Consider the following 16422-nt stretch of genomic DNA (forward strand, 5'->3'; position numbering starts at 1 on the left):
CATGTTCCTCTTCCGTGCGTAGGACCCCGCACTGACCGCACCCCGCTTCCGGGTGCGGCACTCCGGTGTCCCCGCATGCCCGCAGCGCCCTGCACGAAGGCGGGTGGTGACGGACCGCCGTCAGGCATTGAGGTAGGCGAGAACGGCCAGCACCCGGCGGTGCTGGGCATCGTCGGGCGGAAGGCCGAGTTTCGCGAAGATGTTGCCGATGTGCTTCTCCACCGCACTGTTGGAGAGCACCAGCCGCCGGGCGATGGCCGTGTTGGAATGCCCCTCGGCGATCAGTGCCAGCAGTTGCCGTTCACGCGGGGTCAGCGCGTCCAGCGGTTCGTCCCGGCGCTGTCCGGCCAGCAACTGGGCGACGACCTGAGGGTCGAGCACCGTCGCGCCACGGGCGACGCGGGCCAGGGCGTCCAGGAACTCCTCGACCCTGGCGACCCGGTCCTTCAGCAGATAGCCGACGGCGCCGGAACCGTCCGCGAGCAGGTCGGCGGCGTAGGACACCTCCACGTACTGGCTGAGCACCAGCATGGGGGCGCCGGGCAGCCCGCTGCGGGCGGTGACCGCTGCCCGCAGGCCCTCGTCCGTATGTGTCGGCGGCATCCGCACATCGACGACCGACACGTCCGGGCGGTGCGCGAGCACCGCCTCGACCAGGGCGGGGCCGTCACCGACCGCCGCCACCACCTCGTGGCCGTCCTCGGTGAGCAGACGGACCAGCCCCTCGCGCAGCAGCACCGCGTCATCGGCGACGACGATCCGCAGCGGCCCCCGCGCCGCGAGGTCCGGCGGCGCTCCGGGCGCCGGTCCGGCCGGGTTCAGCGCCACGGCAGCTCCGCGGTGACCGTCGTCGGGCCGTCCTCGGGACTGACGACCCGCAGTCGGCCGCCGACCGCCCGCACCCGGTCGGCCAAGCCCTGCAGTCCGTGTCCCTTGGCCAAGGCCGCGCCGCCCACTCCGTCGTCCGTCACCCAGACCCGCAGGACTTCCTCGCTGTGACGCATCCCGACCGTGCACCGGCGGGCACGGCTGTGCTTGGCCACGTTCGTCAGCGCCTCGGCGACCACGAAGTACGCGGCCGTCTCCACGGCGGGGTCGAGCCGGCTGATCGCGGGACCGGCGTCGAGCTCGGCGGGTACGGCGGAGCGTGCGGCCAGTGCGGCGAGTGCCTCCCGCAGCCCCCGGTCGGTGAGGACCGGCGGCGCGATGCCTCGTGACAGGGCCCGTAGCTCGTCCAGCGCCTCCTGGGTCTGGACGACCGCGTCGGCGAGTGCGGCCCGGACGAGTTCCGGCTTTCTGTCGAAGTTGTGCTGGGCACGGCCGAGTTCCATCGCCAGACGGACCAGTTGCTGCTGGGGCCCGTCGTGGATGTCGCGTTCGAGCCGGCGCAGAGCGGCCGCCTCGGCCGTCACCGCGGCGACGGCACGGGCGGTGTCGCGCTCCCGTTCCCGTCCGCTGATCCTGCGGCGCAACGCGGACATGTCGCAGAGCAGTGCCCGCCCGAGGCCCGCCTGCGCGGCGACGCACACCCGGGTCACGGAGGGCAGGGTGATCAGCAGCAGCGCACCGACCGTGAGGGCGAAGGCGAGCCGGTCGGCCGGTGACGTCAGCCCGAGGCTCAGGGCGACATGGGACTGCTCGCTGCCCGCGTACAGGGTCATGGGCCGCAGCGACCCGGGCGTGACCTGGCTGCGCAGGGGGTACGTGGCGGTCGCGACCCCGACGAACCACCACAGGGCCGTCACCACCCAGGTGACCAGTGCGACGGGGAGCACCAGCACCGCGTGAGCCAGGTCGAGCCACAGTCCCGGACCGGCCGTCCCCCTCGGCCCCCGGCCCGTGCTCCGCGCCCCGCCGGCCGGCGCACGGACCAGGCCGATCCGCCACCACTCCAGATCGCCGGGCCACCGGGCCGAAGTCAGCGCACGGGCAGCGACGGGCGGCCCGCCCGGCAGCAAGGAGCCGGCCGTTGCGACGCAGAGGCCGGCGACCATCAGCAACAGGCCGACAGCGGCGCTGAACGGCGCGGTGAGGAGGTACAGCGAATCCATGAGCGTGCGACGCCCCAGACGCCCTGCGCGAACGGCGAACCGAGCACGTGGCCGCCACCGAACCGCGACCACGGAAGGCAACGACTCAACCATGCCCAGAGCATAGTGCCGCGTCGAACCGCCGCTGATCAGGTGAGGTGCGGGAGCACCGGTCCACGTCACCGAGGTCACCGACAACGGCCCCGTCAACCGCCCGGGCAAGACCGACGCCCTCCGCACGGCCGCCCCGGGGCGCTCCTGGCGCACTCCCGCCACACCGTCATGGCACCCGCTCAGACGGCGTACGCGTGAGTCTGCGTCGCCTTCACCGTGGCCCAGACCTCCGCACCCGGGTGCAGGTCCAGCTCGGCGGCCGCGACCGTGGTGAGATCTGCGGCGAGGGGGAGTTCGCCGGTGAGAGCGGCGCGGATCTGGTCGCCGTGGGTCTCCAGGCCGGTGACCTCGCAGCGCCAGACGTTGCGGGCGCTGGAACCGGTGGGGCGGCTGCGGTGGAGGGTGACGGCGCTCGGGGGGAACGCCACGAAGACCGGTCCGGACAGTACCTCCGCGGTGGTGATGACGGGGCCGGAGTCCAGACGGACCGTGTGGCCGTCCGCCTGGCCCCGGTGGAGATTGAGGCCGACGAGTTGCGCGATGTAGTCCGTACGGGGATGGCGGGCGATGTCGGAGGGGCTGCCCTCCTGGACGACCTCGCCGTGCTCGACGACGACCAGCCGGTCGGCGAGGACCATCGCGTCGAGCGGGTCGTGCGTGACGAGTACCGCGACCGCCTCGAACTCGGCCAGGTGGCGGCGGAGTTGGGTACGCACCTCCAGGCGGGTCCGGGCGTCGAGTGCGGCGAGGGGTTCGTCGAGGAGCAGCAGCCGCGGGCGGGTGGCGAGGGCGCGGGCGAGCGCGACACGCTGCGCCTGGCCGCCGGAGAGCCGCCGTGGCCTGGCGTCGCGGTGATCCGCGAGACCCAGGCGTTCGAGCCACTGGGCTGCCCGCGCCCGCGCCTGCGTCTTGGACGCCCCCTGACAGCGCGGCCCGAACGCCACATTGTCCAGGGCGGTCAGGTGGGGGAAGAGGAGGTAGTCCTGGAAGACGACGCCGACCGGGCGGGACTCCGGCGGCGTACGTTCCAGTGCCGCGCCGTCCAGCCGCAGGTGGCCTCCGGTGAGCGGGGTCAGGCCGGCCAGCGCGCGCAGGGCGGTGGTCTTGCCGGCTCCGTTCGGTCCGAGCAGGGCGACGACCTCGCCGGGCGCGACGGTCAGCGCCACGTCGAGGCGGAAGGTGCCGCGGTCCACCACGAGTCGGGCGTCGAGCCCGTCGGGGCCGGTGCCGGCACGGAGGTCGTGGGTCTCGGTCATGCGGCGATCGTCCAACGGTCGTGGTTTCCGGTCATCCGGCGGTCATCCAACGGTCGCGCAGCCCGGCCAGCACCGCGACGGACACGGCCAGCAGCACCAGGCTGAGGGCGATCGCCGCCTCCGGGTCGCTCTGCAGAGCGAGGTAGACGGCGAGGGGCATGGTCTGCGTACGCCCGGGGAAGTTCCCGGCGAAGGTGATGGTCGCGCCGAACTCGCCGAGCGCACGGGCCCACGCCAGTACCGCACCGGCCGCGATGCCCGGCGCGATCAGCGGGAGCGTGACCCGGCGGAAGGCGGTGAAGCGGGAGGCGCCCAGGGTGGTCGCCGCCTCCTCGTACCGCGGGTCGGCGGCCCGCAGAGTGCCCTCGACACTGATGACGAGGAACGGCATCGCCACGAAGGCCTCCGCGACCACGACCCCCGCCGTGGTGAACGGCAGGGTGACGCCGAACCAGGCGTCCAGCCACTTCCCGACGATGCCGTTGCGGCCGAGCGATGTCAGCAGCGCCACGCCGCCCACGACCGGCGGCAGGACCAGCGGGAGCGTGACGAGAGCGCGTACGAGGCCGCGACCGCGGAACTCGACCCGGGCCAGCAGCCAGGCCAGCGGCACCCCGATGACCAGGCTCACGGCGGTGGCGGCGGTGGCACAGATCAGGGACAGCCGGAGCGCCTGCCACACCTCGGCGCTGGTCAGCTGCTCGGGCATGCTGCGCCACGGGGCCCGGACGAGCAGGGCGACCAGCGGCACCACCAGGAACGCCAGGCCGATCAGCGCGGGCACGAGCAGAGGCAGGGGTGCGCCGCGGCCGCCACCCGCCCGGACACGCCGACGCCGCGGCCCACCCCGGAGGGTGCCGGTCGCGGCGCCGGACTTCTCGGACGAGGTCACGGCTTCAGGAATCCGGCCCCGGTCAGGACCTTCTGGCCCTCGGCGGACTGCACCAGCGCTATGAACGCCTTGGAGGCGTCCGCGTTGGGGGCGTCCTTGAGCAGGGCGATCGGATAGTCATTGACGGCATCGGCCGATTCGGGGAACTCCACGCCCTCCACCTTGTCACCGGCCGCCTTCACATCGGTCTTGTACACGACCGCCGCGTCGGCCTCCTTCAGCTCGACCTTGGTCAGCGCGCTCTTGACGTCCTGCTCGTACGAGACCGGGGTGAGCTTGAGACCGCTGGCGTCCAGGGCCTTCTGGGCAGCGGCGCCGCACGGCACCGTCTTGTCGCAGAGCACGACCTTCAGGTCCGAACCGGTGAGGTCCTTGAGGGAGGAGATCTTGTCGGGGTTGCCCGGCAGCGTGGCGATCTCCAGCTGGTTGCGAACGAAGGTGGCGGGTGTGCCGGATGCGTCGCCGGCATCGGTGACGATCTTCATCGTCTTGGGGCTGGCCGCGGCGAACACATCGGCCGGTGCGCCGCCGGTGATGCTCGCGGCCAGGGAGTCGCTGCCGCCGAAGCTGAAGGTCACCTTCGTACCCGGGTGTTGCTTCTCGAACTCCTTGCCCAGGGTCGTGAAGCTCTCCTTCAGCGAGGCCGCGGCGAACACGGTCACCGTGCCGGACAGCTTGTCCGACGCGGAGGACGGGGCGGAGGAGCCCGACTTCACCGACGAGGAGTCGTCGGAGGAGGAGCAGGCGCTCAGGGCCAGCAGCGCGGCGGTGCCTGCACCGGCCACCTGCAGGGTCCGGCGGGTCCGGCGCGCGGTACGGGTTGTCACGGGTCCACTCCCTCTGGTCCTGACGGACACATCACATCTACGGTCTGTCGACGACCACGTTGGTCGACTTGACCACGGCAACCGCCGGAACACCGGGCTCCAGCTTCAGTTCCTCAGCCGACTCGCGGCTGACCATCGCCACCACCCGGAACGGTCCGGCCTGGATCTCGACCTGCGCCGACACATCTCCGAGGATCACGTCGGTGACGATGCCGGAGAGGCGGTTGCGGGCCGAGGATCCGGTGGATTCCCGTTCCGTGCGGTGCACCTGCCGGGCGTAGGCCGCGAGGGCCGGCCCGGGGATGATCCGGCGGCCGGCCTCGTCGCGTACGGCGGTGATTTTCCCGCCGTCGACCAGACGCCTCACGGTGTCGGCGCTGACGCCCAGCAAGGCGGCCGCGTCCCCGATCCGGTAGGTGTGCATGCGCTGATGATACTGCCGCAGATGCGAGGAGAAAGTCATCTGTTGCTTCGCATGAGCTGGATCATCGATCTTCATGGGTTGCATGTGCGTTTGTACAGGATGGATGCCCGGGTAGGGACCTCGGGGAGGTGGTAGCCCGTGAGTCGGTTCCCCGGAGCACCGGACGAGGTGGCGGAGATCGCCCTCGCCGGCGATCTGTCCCGTCCGCTGCGTCTGACCGTGCCCGACCTGCTCGCCTGGCCGCAGCACGAGGCCGACGTCAGCTTCGAGTGCGCCACCAGCGGCACCCAGCACCACCGCTTCACCGGCCCGCTGCTGCACGATGTCCTCGCGGCAGCCGGTCCGGTCTTCGATCCCGGCCGCCGCAAGGACCGTCTGCGATTCCTGATCGCGGTGTCCGGCGCGGACGGCCACCACGTCCTGCTGTCCTGGGCGGAGATCGACCCCGACTTCGGCTGCGCGCCCGTACTGCTCGCCGCCACCATCGACGGCACGCCGCTCGATCGCGCCGGCGCCCAGCTCGTCCTGCCCCAGGACCGTTGCGGGGCCCGGCACATCAGTGGCATCAACGCGATTCGGGTGGACGGCCGTTATGCCTCCTGGGTGTGACGCCCCCGCGCCCGCCGGCCCCCGGCCCACTCCGTCCCCTTCGTATGTCCGGGGCTGCCCGAACCGGAATCCCGTTGCCGGAGACGATGGGGATGGTTACGGTCGGCCTCATGGCGGATGACGAATCCACGCGCGCTGCCCGGCTGCTGGACGCCCAGGCGAAGGCCGCACGACTCTTCGCGGAGATCGAGGAGCGCGGGCTGGTCGCACCGGGCGGGGGAGAACGCGAAGTCAGCGACCGGATCCGGGACCTGGCGAACGAACTGTTCGGCACGACCCGGCACTGGCACAAGCGCATCGTCCGCTCGGGGCCGAACACCCTGATGCCGTACCGGGAGAACCCTCCGGACCGGGTGATCGGGGCGGACGACATCGTGTTCGCCGACTTCGGGCCGATCTTCGAGGAGTACGAGGCCGACTTCGGGCGGACCTTCGTCCTCGGCGACGACCGCGTCAAGCACCGGCTGCGCCAGGACCTGCCGAAGGTCTTCGCGGCGGGCCGCCGCTTCTTCGAGGCCGACCCGGAGATCACGGGCGCACGGCTGTACGCCGAGGTCGAGCGGCTGGCGGCGCAGGCCGGCTGGGAGCTGGGCGGCTGGCATGCCGGCCATCTGGTCGGGGAGTTCCCGCACGAGTGGATCGACGGCGCGGACACGGAGTCGTACGTCGCGCCCGCCAACGACACCCCGATGCGGCGCACCGACAAGGCCGGACGGCGCTGCCACTGGATCCTGGAGATCCATCTCGTCGACCGGGAGCGGGAGTTCGGCGGCTTCTACGAGGAACTGCTCACGCTCTGACCCGAGGGAGCCGCCCCGCGCGGCGGTTCAGACGCGGTCGATGTGCACATTCGTCGACTTGACCCGGGCCGTGGCCTCCATCCCGACCTCCAGCCCCAACTCCTCCACGGCCTCCCGCGTCAGCAGTGACACCAGCCGGTGCGGGCCGGCCTGGATCTCCACCTGGGCGGCCACGTCGCCGAGCTTCACCGCGGTGACGATCCCGGGAAAGGCATTGCGGACCGAGGTGTACGGGACGTCCCCCTCGCTGCCCCCGCCCTTGGCCAGCTCCACGGAGAACTCGGCGAGATCCCCGCCCTCGATGAGCCGCCGCCCGCCCTCGTCCCGATGGGTGGTCACCCGCCCGGCGTCGGCCCAGCGACGTGCGGTGTCGGGGCTCACGCCGAGGAGCCGGGCGGCCTGGCCGATTGTGTAGAACTGCATACCAGCCAAGATAGGCCCCTCCACGGATGTCCGGGCCCACCGGCACCACCCCACCACCGGCACCACCTCACCGCCGCCGGCCGGCCGGATAGAATCCGATGATGTTCACACTTCGCGCCCGCACACTGGTTTTTGACATCGACGGCACGCTCTGCTTCGACGGACGGACGATCGATGACCGGATTCTCGCCGCGATCGGCGAGTGCGAGCGCGCCGGCCACCACGTGGTCTTCGCCTCCGCCCGGCCTGTCCGCGACATGCTGCCCGTCCTCGACGGAGCCTTCCCGGCCGCCACACTGATCGGCGGGAACGGGAGCCTCGTCTCGGCCGACGGCCGGGTCCGGGCCCGGGCCACGTTCGATCCCTCCGGACTCGGCGCACTCATGGACGCGGTCGGGCGGTACGAAGCGACGTATCTCGCCGACGGACCCTGGGACTACGCGTACACCGGACCTGAGGACCATCCGATCCGGGGCCGCGTCGACCAGGGGAGCCTGGCGAAAATGGTGGACATCGCCGAGCTTCCCGAGGTCGTGAAGTTCCTTGTCGTCGGTGCGTCGGACATGGCGGCACTCGCCGACGCCGGCCGCGGGCTGGGGCTGACGGTCAACCACCACCTCGACGAGGCGATCGTCGACTTCGCGCCGGGCTCCACGACGAAGTGGGAGGCCCTGAGGTCGATGGGGATCGGCGAGTACGTTGCGTTCGGCAACGACATCAACGACTTCGACCTCCTGCGCAACGCGGAGCGGGCGGTGCGGGTCGGCTCGCACCCGGGCCTGGACGACGTCGCCCAGGTCACCGTCGCCGCCGACCCGGAGGAAGTCGCGGCCGAGATCTCACTGCTGGCCGAGGCGGTCCGGGCCGTCGCCGGGGCGGTGTGAGGCACGACCGCCGGACGCCGAGCCGGGCAGACGGCCATCGAGGGCACGGGCGTCAGGCGGGTCCGGGTGCCGTGCTGTCCCGCACCACGAGCCGCGTCGGCACCAGCGTCGTACCCCGCTCCGTCTCGCCCTGCCGCACCTGGCGCAGGGCGCTCTCCACGCAGCGGCGGCCGACCTCGGCGAAGTCCTGGTGGACCGTGGTCAGCGGCGGAAGGAACGAGCCCGACTCCGGGATGTCGTCGAAGCCGATGACCGAGACATCCTCGGGGACCTTGCGGCCGCGCTCGTGGAGGGCGCGCAACAGGCCGAGTGCCATCTGGTCGTTGGCGGCGAACACCGCGGTGCAGTCGGGCTGTTCGGCCAGGTGGAGGCCGGCCCGGTAGCCCGACTCCGCCGACCAGTCGCCGCGCACGAGGGGCGGCGGCACGCGGCCCGCCTCCTCAAGCGTGCCGCGCCAGGCGTCCGTTCGGCGTTGCGCCGCGAACGACGCCTCCGGTCCGGCGAGATGCCACACCGTACGGTGCCCGAGGCCGAGCAGATGCCGCACGGCGTCCCGCGTGCCGCCCGCCTGGTCCGTGTCGACCACCGCGTACCGGTCCCCGGCGTCCGAGTCCGCGACCACGATCTTCACGTGCGGCGGCAGCGTGAGGCTCGCCGAGTCGAGCAGATGGACCTCCATGATGACGATGACCGCGTCCACCGCCAGTTCGCCCAACCGGGAGAAGGCGCCGCGCACTTCGTCCTGGGTGGGGACCGCGACCGGCAGCAGCGTGACCGAGTACCCCTCCTGCGCGGCCGATGTCGCGATGGCCTCCAGTGTGCGCATGTTCCCCGTCGTGGACAGCGTGAACGTGATCACGCCGATCGTGCGGAACTCGCCCCGCTTGAGCGCGCGGGCCGCGCTGTTGGGCCGGTAGCCGAGCTCCTTCATCGCCGCGAGCACACGCTGCCGCGTCTCCTCGTTGACGCCGGGGAAGCCGTTGGAGACGCGGGACACCGTCTGTGAGGAGACACCCGCGACCCGGGCGACGTCCGCCATCGACGCGCTCTGTGTCCGGCGCCGGCCGCCGCTCCCGCCCCGCGCCGGGGCGCTGTCCGCTGCTCCCACCGTCCCCCTCTTTCGCCGCCCGCTCCGTTCGTATACCGGGAGACAGACTCTTGACCCTGATCAACGGGGCGGTGTAGACATGCCGCCACCGAATGTTTACGTAACCATAACAGCCGTCGGTTCCTTGCGTGCTCGAATGGTTACGTAAACATCCCGGTCGGCACCCGCGAGGACGTAGGAGCGAGGGACGCGAGATGACGACGCTGCAACCGTCGGCGGCCACAGGGCCCCGCCCGGCCGGACCACCGGCGCGACGGGCGCGCCGATCATGGACGGGATGGGGGTTCATCGGCCCCTTCGCCCTCGTCTTCGCGCTGGTCTTCCTGGCGCCGCTCGGCTACTCGGTCTATCTGAGTCTCTTCAGGACCAGGCTCATCGGCGGCACCACCTTCGTGGGCCTCGACAACTACCGACAGGCCCTGCAGGACAGTCAGTTCTGGGACGGGGTCGGTCGCGTCGGCCTGTTCCTCCTCATCCAGGTGCCGATCATGCTGGGCCTCGCCCTGCTGATCGCGCTCGCACTCGACAGCGGACGCCTCTACGGCAAGGACTTCTTCCGGATAGCCGTCTTCCTGCCGTACGCGGTGCCCGCCGTGGTCGCCTCCCTGATGTGGGGCTTCATCTACGGCACCCGATTCGGTCTGGTCGGCGACATCAACGAGGCCTTCGGCGTGAAGCTGCCCGACCCGCTCTCCCCGGACCTGATCCTGGCGTCCATCGGCAACATCGTGACCTGGGAGTTCGTCGGCTACAACATGCTGATCTTCTTCGCCGCGCTGCGAGTCGTCCCGCACTCCCTGTACGAGGCGGCGGAGATCGATGGCGCGGGACAGTGGCGCGTCATCTCGGCGATCAAGCTGCCGGCCATCCGCGGCGCGCTCGTCATCGCCACCATCTTCTCGATCATCGGCAGCTTCCAGCTCTTCAACGAGCCCGCCATCCTCCAGAAGCTGGCACCAAACGCGATCACCACCGACTACACCCCGAACTACTACACGTACTCGCTGTCCTTCTCCGGCCAGCAGCACAACTACTCCGCGACGGTCGCCATCGTCATGGGCGTCATCACCATGGCCGTCGCCTATGCCGTCCAGCTGCGCGGCATGCGCAAGGGAGCGTGAGCCCGATGACCGGACCGAGCACCACCATCCCCGCCACCGCCTCCCGCCCCACCGCGGCACCGCCGGGATCCGCGGCCCCGCGCCTTCGTGCCCCGCGCCGCCACACCCCGGGACGGCCCGGGCGGAGTGTCCTGCTGACCGTGCTCACCGTCGTCGTCCTGCTCTACAGCCTCGTGCCACTGCTGTGGCTGCTGATCGGCGCAACGAAGACACAACGGGGTCTGGGACGCTCGTTCGGCCTCTGGTTCGACGGGGACTTCGCCCTGTGGGACAACATCAGCCGGACCTTCACGTACCAGGACGGCGTCTTCGGACGCTGGCTCCTCAACACCTTGCTGTACGTGGTGGTGGGCGCGGGCGGAGCCACCTTCCTCGCGGTCCTCGGCGGGTACGCGCTCGCCAAGTTCTCCTTCCCGGGCAAGCGCGCCGTGTTCGCGGTCGTCATCGGCGCGGTCGCGGTGCCGACCACGGCACTCGCCGTCCCGACCTTCCTCATGTTCAGCAGGATCGGCCTGACCGACACCCCGTGGGCGGTCATCGTCCCCTCCCTGATCTCGCCGTTCGGTCTGTATCTGATGTGGGTGTTCGCCACCGAGGCGATCCCCACCGAGCTGATGGAGGCCGCCCGCATCGACGGCGCGAGCGAGCTGCGCACCTTCTTCCGGGTCGCGCTGCCGTTGCTCGCTCCCGGCACGGTAACGGTTCTGCTCTTCACCACGGTCGCGACGTGGAACAACTACTTCCTGCCGCTGATCATGCTGAAGGATCCCGACTGGTACCCGCTGACCGTCGGACTCGACGCGTGGAACAAACAGGCGTACGCGGCCGGCGGCGAGGTCGTGTTCAACCTGGTGATCACCGGCTCGCTGATCACCATCGTGCCGCTGATCGCCGCGTTCCTGCTGCTCCAGAAGTACTGGCAGTCCGGCCTCGCCGCCGGAAGCGTCAAGGAGTAGGCGCGGCGAGGAATCCCCGGTCGGCACGCCCGCCCCGCACCCTTTCCGAAATCCCTCTGCAGGACCACGACGAAGTGGAAGCATCGCCATGCCCAAGCACCCCCGCCGCCTGCTGCGCGGCATCGGTCTCCTCTGCGCCCTCGCCCTCGGGGCAACCGCCTGCGGCGGCTCCGGCAACGACGACTCCGGACAGCGGAAGGTCGGCCCGGCCGACATCCGGGCCGCGCTGAAGAAGGGCGGCACCGTCACCGTATGGGCGTGGGAACCCACCCTGAAGCAGGTCGCCGCCGACTTCGAGAAGAAGTATCCGAAGGTCGACATCAAGCTGGTGAACGCCGGCACCAACAACGACCAGTACAAGGCCCTGCAGAACGCGATCTCGGCCAAGAAAGGTGTTCCCGACGTCGCACAGATCGAGTACTACGCGCTCAGCCAGTACGCGCTCACGAAGTCGGTCACCGACCTCGAGCCGTTCGGTGCCGAGAAGCTGGCCGACGCGTACTCGCCGGGCCCGTGGAACGCGGTGCGGGCCGGTGACGGCATCTACGGCCTGCCGATGGACTCGGGACCGATGGCGCTCTTCTACAACAAGAAGGTCTTCGACCAGTACGAGATCGCCGTGCCGACGACATGGGACGAGTACGTCGAGGCGGCCCGCAAGCTGCACAAGGCGGACCCGAAGGCGTACATCACCAGCGACCTCGGCGACGCGGGCCTCACCACCAGCCTGCTCTGGCAGGCCGGTGCACACCCGTACAAGGTCGACGGCACCGAGGTCGGCATCGACTTCACCGACGCCGGCGCGAAGAAGTACACCGAGACCTGGCAGAAGCTCATCGACGAGAAGCTCGTCTCACCGATCGCCGGATGGAGCGACGACTGGTACAAGGGCCTCGGTGACGGCACCATCGCCACACTGCCCATCGGCGCGTGGATGCCCGCGAACTTCGCCTCCGGCGTGAAGGGCGCCTCCGGCGACTGGCGCGTGGCCCCCCTGCCTCAGTGGACCAAGGGGGCGACCAACAGCTCGGAGAACGGCGGCAGCTCGCTCGCACTCCCCGAACTCGGCAAGAACAAGGAACTCGCCTACGCCTTCGTCGAGTACGCCAACTCCGGTGCGGGCGTGCAGACCCGCATCAAGAACGGCGCGTTCCCCGCGACCACCGAGGACCTGGAATCCGAGGCGTTCCAGAGCACCGAGTTCCCGTACTTCGGCGGGCAGAAGGCCAACGAGGTCTTCGCCGAGTCCGCGAGGAACGTGCCCACCGACTGGAAGTACCTGCCGTACCAGGTCTACGCCAACTCGATCTTCAACGACACCGTCGGCAAGGCCTACATCTCCGGCACGAAGCTGTCCCAGGGCCTGAAGGCGTGGCAGGAAGCGTCCGTCAAGTACGGCACGGAGCAGGGCTTCACCGTCGAGAAGTAGCCCCGGAGCCCCGGAGGCTCACCCCTCCTCGCGCCCACGCGTCCACACATCACCGGCCCTCGGAAGGATCGGCATGACCTCCCCCCTCACCTCCCGTTTCCCGTACCCTGCGGGCAGCGACGGCAGCCGACGCCTCGGCTACGGCGCCGACTACAACCCCGAGCAATGGCCGCGGGAGGTGTGGGAGGAGGACGTCCGTCTGATGCGCCGGGCCGGCGTCAATGTCGTCTCGCTGGCGATCTTCTCCTGGGCCCGGCTCCAACCCACCGCCGACGCCTGGGACTTCGACTGGCTCGACGAGGTCATGGACCTGCTGCACGCGGGCGGCATCGGCGTCGACCTGGCCACCGCGACCGCGTCCCCGCCGCCGTGGCTCACCACCGCCCACCCGGAGATCCTGCCGGTGACCGCGACCGGCGAGACCCTCTGGCCGGGAGCACGCCAGCACTGGCGGCCCACCTCACCGGTCTTCCGTACCCACGCGCTGCGCCTGGTACGGGAGCTGGCGACCCGCTACGCCGGACACCCGGCCCTGGTCGCCTGGCACGTCAGCAACGAGCTGGGCTGCCACAACGTCTACGACTACTCCGACGACGCCGCCCGTGCCTTCCGCACCTGGCTGCGCCGCCGCTACACCACGCTCGAAGCCCTCAACCACGCCTGGGGGACGACCTTCTGGTCCCAGCTCTACAGCGACTGGGACCAGATCCTGCCGCCTCGCCTCGCCGCCTCGCACCCCAATCCGACGCAGCAGCTCGACTTCAAACGGTTCTCGTCCGACGCGCTCAAGGACCATCTGCTCGCGGAGCGCGAGGTGCTGCGCGAGCTGACCCCGGACGTGCCGGTGACCACCAATTTCATGGTGATGGGCGGTACCAGGGGCATGGACTACGCGGACTGGGCGGGCTCGGGCGCGATCGACTTCGTCGCCAATGACCACTACGTCGTACCCGGACCGCAGGACCGCGACGAGCTGTCCTTCTCGGCCAACCTGACCAGTGGCATCGCGGGCCACCGCCCGTGGTTCCTGATGGAGCACTCCACCGGTGCCGTGAACTGGCAGCCCGTCAACCTTGCCAAGAAGCCGGGGGAGTTGGCGCGGGACTCGCTGCTGCATGTGGCGCACGGTGCCGATGCCGTCTGTTTCTTCCAGTGGCGCCAGTCGGCGGCCGGGGCCGAGAAGTACCACTCGGCGATGGTGCCGCACGCCGGCCCCGACAGTGAACTCTTCCGCTCCGTCACCGACCTGGGCCGCACCCTCGAAGCGCTCGCTCCGATCGCCGGAGCCGTCCGTGAACCGGCCCGCGTGGCCGTGCTGTTCGACTGGGACTCGTGGTGGACCAGCGAGCACGACTCCCACCCCACCTCGCGGCTCGACTACCATCGCGAGGCCCTCGACTGGTACTCCGCGCTGCTGCGGCTCGGCATCCGCGCCGACGTGGTGCCCGCGCACCGGACCGACCTCTCCTCGTACGACGTGGTGATCGCGCCCGTGCTGCACATGGTCTCCCAGTCCTTCGGCAAGGAGCTGACGCGGTACGTCGAGGGCGGCGGGCACCTCGTCACCACGTATTTCTCCGGCATCGTCGACGAGAACGACCACATCTGGCTCGGCGGCTACCCCGGCGCCCTGCGCGAGCTGCTCGGCATCCGCATCGAGGAGTTCGGGCCGCTGCTCGACGGTGCCACCGTCGGTCTCGGCAACGCGACGACCGGCAGTCTGTGGACCGACCGGATCACCGTCACCGGGCCGGACGTGGAAGTGCTGGTCCGCTACAGCACCGGGACCTACGCCTCCCGCCCGGCGGTCACCCGCCGAGCCGCCGGCCGGGGTTCGGCCGCGTACGTCTCCACCCGCCTCGGCGCCGAAGGCCTGGCCGAACTGCTGCCGGAGCTGCTCGAACCGGCCGGAGTGACCAGCGAACTCCCTTACGGAGCACGTGGGCCGGTCGAACTCGCGGTACGCCGGGACGCCGGGAGCCGCTACCTCTTCCTCGTCAACCGCAGCGACGTTCCGGTGCCGCTGCCCGGCGTGACCGGCGAGCTGCTCATCGGCCCCGGGACCGAGGGCGGCCTCGTACTGCCGCCCCGGGATGTCGCCGTGCTCCGGCAGCCCGCCCCCTGAACCGCGACATCACCGCAGTACCGACCGGATCACGTCGTCGACCGGCGACGGTACCTGGACGCCGGTCGGCGCCGCCGCCCGCTCGTGACTACGCGAGGTCCGCGAGGGGCAGCGCCCCGCCGAGGCCGTCGAACAGATCGTCCGCGACCGGGTGGGAGGGGCACGTCACGGTGACGGACCTGCGCTCGCGCACGGTGGGCAGCGGAATCGCGCGCACCACGGGGGCGCCGGTGCCGAGCGTCTCGCGCAGCTCGCCGATGCCGACGCCGGCCATCAGGCTGATCACGACCCCGTCGTCGCCGACCCGGAGCCCGGCGAGGGCCTCGGCGCGGTCCTGGGGGCGGACGGCGAGGACGACCACCTCCGAGCGGTTCGCCACGTCCTGGTTGTCGGCGCAGACCCGGACGTTCGGATACCGCAGGGACAGTTCGCCGGCCGTTCGGGCTCCTCGCGGCGACAGGTGGATCCGCGGCGGATGGACGACGCCGTCGCACAGGCCGTCCACGATGGCCCGGCCGATCTCGCCGACGCCGATGATCCCGATGCCGTCCATGGTTTCTCCCTGTCGTCGCGTTCGTCGGACGTGTCGGTGCGGTCCGTGACCGCTCACCGGATTCAGCCGCGCGCCGCCCGGTCCTGGATGCCGCCGAGCACGGTGCCGAGGATCCGGTCGAACTCCGCCAAGGACCCGTAGTCGGCCTGAAGGGGCGCGAGGGCGGCCATGGTCGGATACGCGTCGGCGTCGATCGCGGGGGCTCCGGTGTCCTCGGCACTCTCGCCGCTGAGCACCGCGAGCAGGTATCCGTTGAGGAAGCCGAACAACGTCATCGGCGCGTCCGCGACCACCTGCTCGGGCAGGCCGGCCTCGCGCATGGCGGTGACCAGCCGCTCCAGCGCGACGAGGGCCACCGGTGAGGTCTGGGCGCGCGTCGCCAGCAGCGGGAACACCCGGGGGTGCCGATGGGCCATCTCCCGGTAGCCGTGCGCCGTTCGGCGGGCGATCTCCTCCCAGTCGCGCGACGTGTCGTCCGTCGCGGCGGCCACCTCGGCGAGCACGGCCTCGGAGACCGCGTCCAGCAGCGCCGCCTTGCCCTTGATGTGGTGGTAGATCGACATCGGGTCGACCCCGAGCTCCTCCGCGAGGCGCCGTACCCCGAAGCGCTCCAGGCCGTCGCGGTCGACGAGCGCGACGGCGGCGTCGGCGATGCGCCGGCGGCTGAGCCCCGCCGCGGTGCCCTGTGCTCGTCCGGCCACGTCTGCTCCCTGCCCCTCGTACGTCCCGTCCGTTGCTGAACCTACACCGTAGATCCCGTGGTGTGGGGGGAACCCCGCGGTGCCGGGGGTCGAGAGGGGGACCGTCATGGCACACCGTTCCGACCGGGGCCGGGGCGCTCACGGGCGCCCCGGCCGTCGTGCGTCAGCCG

17 protein-coding genes are annotated in these 16422 nt (G+C 70.9%); 7 read left to right on the forward strand and 10 right to left on the reverse strand.

What is annotated here, in order from left to right:
* Positions 1-120: 120 nt before the first annotated feature.
* From AB0D53_RS30400 to AB0D53_RS30425, 6 genes are all read right to left on the reverse strand, one after another.
* A complete protein-coding gene (locus tag AB0D53_RS30400; RefSeq protein ID WP_362452416.1) occupies positions 121-765 on the reverse strand; it encodes a response regulator transcription factor in 645 nt (214 codons plus the stop codon).
* 53 nt (positions 766-818) lie between these two features.
* The gene (locus AB0D53_RS30405; RefSeq protein ID WP_362452273.1) at positions 819-2051 is read right to left on the reverse strand and encodes a sensor domain-containing protein; all 1233 of its coding nucleotides are present in this window, start codon (positions 2049-2051) and stop codon (positions 819-821) included.
* A gap of 272 nt (positions 2052-2323) precedes the next feature.
* Positions 2324-3400 carry an ABC transporter ATP-binding protein gene (locus tag AB0D53_RS30410; RefSeq protein WP_362452274.1) on the reverse strand — a complete coding sequence of 359 codons (1077 nt, stop codon included), beginning with the start codon at positions 3398-3400 and terminating at the stop codon, positions 2324-2326.
* A gap of 31 nt (positions 3401-3431) precedes the next feature.
* A complete protein-coding gene (gene modB, locus AB0D53_RS30415; protein ID WP_362452275.1) occupies positions 3432-4292 on the reverse strand; it encodes a molybdate ABC transporter permease subunit in 861 nt (286 codons plus the stop codon).
* Positions 4289-5119, reverse strand: coding sequence for a molybdate ABC transporter substrate-binding protein (modA, locus tag AB0D53_RS30420; protein WP_362452277.1), 831 nt, complete (start codon positions 5117-5119; stop codon positions 4289-4291). Before modA ends, modB begins: the two co-directional genes overlap by 4 nt.
* Positions 5120-5156: 37 nt before the next feature.
* Complete coding sequence (locus AB0D53_RS30425; RefSeq protein WP_362452278.1) at positions 5157-5543, reverse strand: TOBE domain-containing protein; 387 nt, start codon at positions 5541-5543, stop codon at positions 5157-5159.
* A 138-nt stretch (positions 5544-5681) separates the two neighbouring features.
* On the opposite strand from AB0D53_RS30425, the gene AB0D53_RS30430 reads away from it, so the two are divergent.
* Both AB0D53_RS30430 and AB0D53_RS30435 read left to right on the forward strand, forming a co-directional pair.
* The gene (locus tag AB0D53_RS30430; RefSeq protein WP_362452279.1) at positions 5682-6152 is read left to right on the forward strand and encodes a molybdopterin-dependent oxidoreductase; all 471 of its coding nucleotides are present in this window, start codon (positions 5682-5684) and stop codon (positions 6150-6152) included.
* 110 nt (positions 6153-6262) lie between these two features.
* Positions 6263-6952, forward strand: coding sequence for a M24 family metallopeptidase (locus AB0D53_RS30435; protein ID WP_362452281.1), 690 nt, complete (start codon positions 6263-6265; stop codon positions 6950-6952).
* A 27-nt stretch (positions 6953-6979) separates the two neighbouring features.
* Here the strand turns inward: AB0D53_RS30435 and AB0D53_RS30440 are convergent, their stop codons facing one another.
* Positions 6980-7375 (reverse strand): helix-turn-helix transcriptional regulator, encoded by a 396-nt coding sequence (locus AB0D53_RS30440; protein ID WP_362452282.1) that lies wholly within the window; start codon positions 7373-7375, stop codon positions 6980-6982.
* A gap of 101 nt (positions 7376-7476) precedes the next feature.
* Between AB0D53_RS30440 and AB0D53_RS30445 the strand changes: the two genes are divergently transcribed.
* On the forward strand, positions 7477-8259 hold the full coding sequence (locus tag AB0D53_RS30445) for an HAD family hydrolase (protein WP_362452283.1): 783 nt from the start codon (positions 7477-7479) through the stop codon (positions 8257-8259).
* 52 nt (positions 8260-8311) lie between these two features.
* On the opposite strand, the gene AB0D53_RS30450 is transcribed toward AB0D53_RS30445, so the two are convergent.
* On the reverse strand, positions 8312-9298 hold the full coding sequence (locus AB0D53_RS30450) for a LacI family DNA-binding transcriptional regulator (protein WP_362452417.1): 987 nt from the start codon (positions 9296-9298) through the stop codon (positions 8312-8314).
* Between the two features lie 263 nt (positions 9299-9561).
* Between AB0D53_RS30450 and AB0D53_RS30455 the strand changes: the two genes are divergently transcribed.
* The 4 genes from AB0D53_RS30455 (at position 9562) to AB0D53_RS30470 (ending at position 14998) form a co-directional block, all read left to right on the forward strand.
* On the forward strand, positions 9562-10488 hold the full coding sequence (locus AB0D53_RS30455; protein ID WP_362452284.1) for a sugar ABC transporter permease: 927 nt from the start codon (positions 9562-9564) through the stop codon (positions 10486-10488).
* Positions 10489-10493: 5 nt separating this feature from the next.
* A complete protein-coding gene (locus AB0D53_RS30460; RefSeq protein WP_362452286.1) occupies positions 10494-11444 on the forward strand; it encodes a carbohydrate ABC transporter permease in 951 nt (316 codons plus the stop codon).
* 88 nt (positions 11445-11532) lie between these two features.
* Positions 11533-12873 carry a sugar ABC transporter substrate-binding protein gene (locus tag AB0D53_RS30465; protein ID WP_362452287.1) on the forward strand — a complete coding sequence of 447 codons (1341 nt, stop codon included), beginning with the start codon at positions 11533-11535 and terminating at the stop codon, positions 12871-12873.
* Positions 12874-12946: 73 nt separating this feature from the next.
* Positions 12947-14998: a beta-galactosidase gene (locus AB0D53_RS30470; protein WP_362452288.1), complete on the forward strand. Its 2052-nt coding sequence runs from the start codon at positions 12947-12949 to the stop codon at positions 14996-14998.
* An 88-nt stretch (positions 14999-15086) separates the two neighbouring features.
* On the opposite strand, the gene AB0D53_RS30475 is transcribed toward AB0D53_RS30470, so the two are convergent.
* Both AB0D53_RS30475 and AB0D53_RS30480 read right to left on the reverse strand, forming a co-directional pair.
* Positions 15087-15551 carry an NAD(P)-binding domain-containing protein gene (locus AB0D53_RS30475; RefSeq protein WP_362452289.1) on the reverse strand — a complete coding sequence of 155 codons (465 nt, stop codon included), beginning with the start codon at positions 15549-15551 and terminating at the stop codon, positions 15087-15089.
* Positions 15552-15613: 62 nt separating this feature from the next.
* Complete coding sequence (locus AB0D53_RS30480; protein ID WP_362452290.1) at positions 15614-16252, reverse strand: TetR/AcrR family transcriptional regulator C-terminal domain-containing protein; 639 nt, start codon at positions 16250-16252, stop codon at positions 15614-15616.
* Positions 16253-16422: the final 170 nt, after the last annotated feature.

This window comes from Streptomyces sp. NPDC048295 (genome assembly GCF_040652135.1).
In the GTDB taxonomy this organism is placed as follows: Bacteria; Actinomycetota; Actinomycetes; order Streptomycetales; family Streptomycetaceae; genus Streptomyces.

Excerpts from the sequence above, each read along its gene's own strand:
- AB0D53_RS30440 (WP_362452282.1), bottom strand. The coding sequence starts at position 7,375 with ATGCAGTTCTACACAATCGGCCAGGCCGCCCGGCTCCTCGGCGTGAGC.
- AB0D53_RS30470 (WP_362452288.1), top strand. The coding sequence starts at position 12,947 with ATGACCTCCCCCCTCACCTCCCGTTTCCCGTACCCTGCGGGCAGCGAC.
- AB0D53_RS30475 (WP_362452289.1), bottom strand. The coding sequence starts at position 15,551 with ATGGACGGCATCGGGATCATCGGCGTCGGCGAGATCGGCCGGGCCATC.
- AB0D53_RS30435 (WP_362452281.1), top strand. The coding sequence starts at position 6,263 with ATGGCGGATGACGAATCCACGCGCGCTGCCCGGCTGCTGGACGCCCAG.
- AB0D53_RS30405 (WP_362452273.1), bottom strand. The coding sequence starts at position 2,051 with ATGGATTCGCTGTACCTCCTCACCGCGCCGTTCAGCGCCGCTGTCGGC.
- AB0D53_RS30460 (WP_362452286.1), top strand. The coding sequence starts at position 10,494 with ATGACCGGACCGAGCACCACCATCCCCGCCACCGCCTCCCGCCCCACC.
- AB0D53_RS30425 (WP_362452278.1), bottom strand. The coding sequence starts at position 5,543 with ATGCACACCTACCGGATCGGGGACGCGGCCGCCTTGCTGGGCGTCAGC.
- AB0D53_RS30455 (WP_362452284.1), top strand. The coding sequence starts at position 9,562 with ATGACGACGCTGCAACCGTCGGCGGCCACAGGGCCCCGCCCGGCCGGA.
- AB0D53_RS30445 (WP_362452283.1), top strand. The coding sequence starts at position 7,477 with ATGTTCACACTTCGCGCCCGCACACTGGTTTTTGACATCGACGGCACG.
- AB0D53_RS30410 (WP_362452274.1), bottom strand. The coding sequence starts at position 3,400 with ATGACCGAGACCCACGACCTCCGTGCCGGCACCGGCCCCGACGGGCTC.
- AB0D53_RS30465 (WP_362452287.1), top strand. The coding sequence starts at position 11,533 with ATGCCCAAGCACCCCCGCCGCCTGCTGCGCGGCATCGGTCTCCTCTGC.
- AB0D53_RS30450 (WP_362452417.1), bottom strand. The coding sequence starts at position 9,298 with ATGGCGGACGTCGCCCGGGTCGCGGGTGTCTCCTCACAGACGGTGTCC.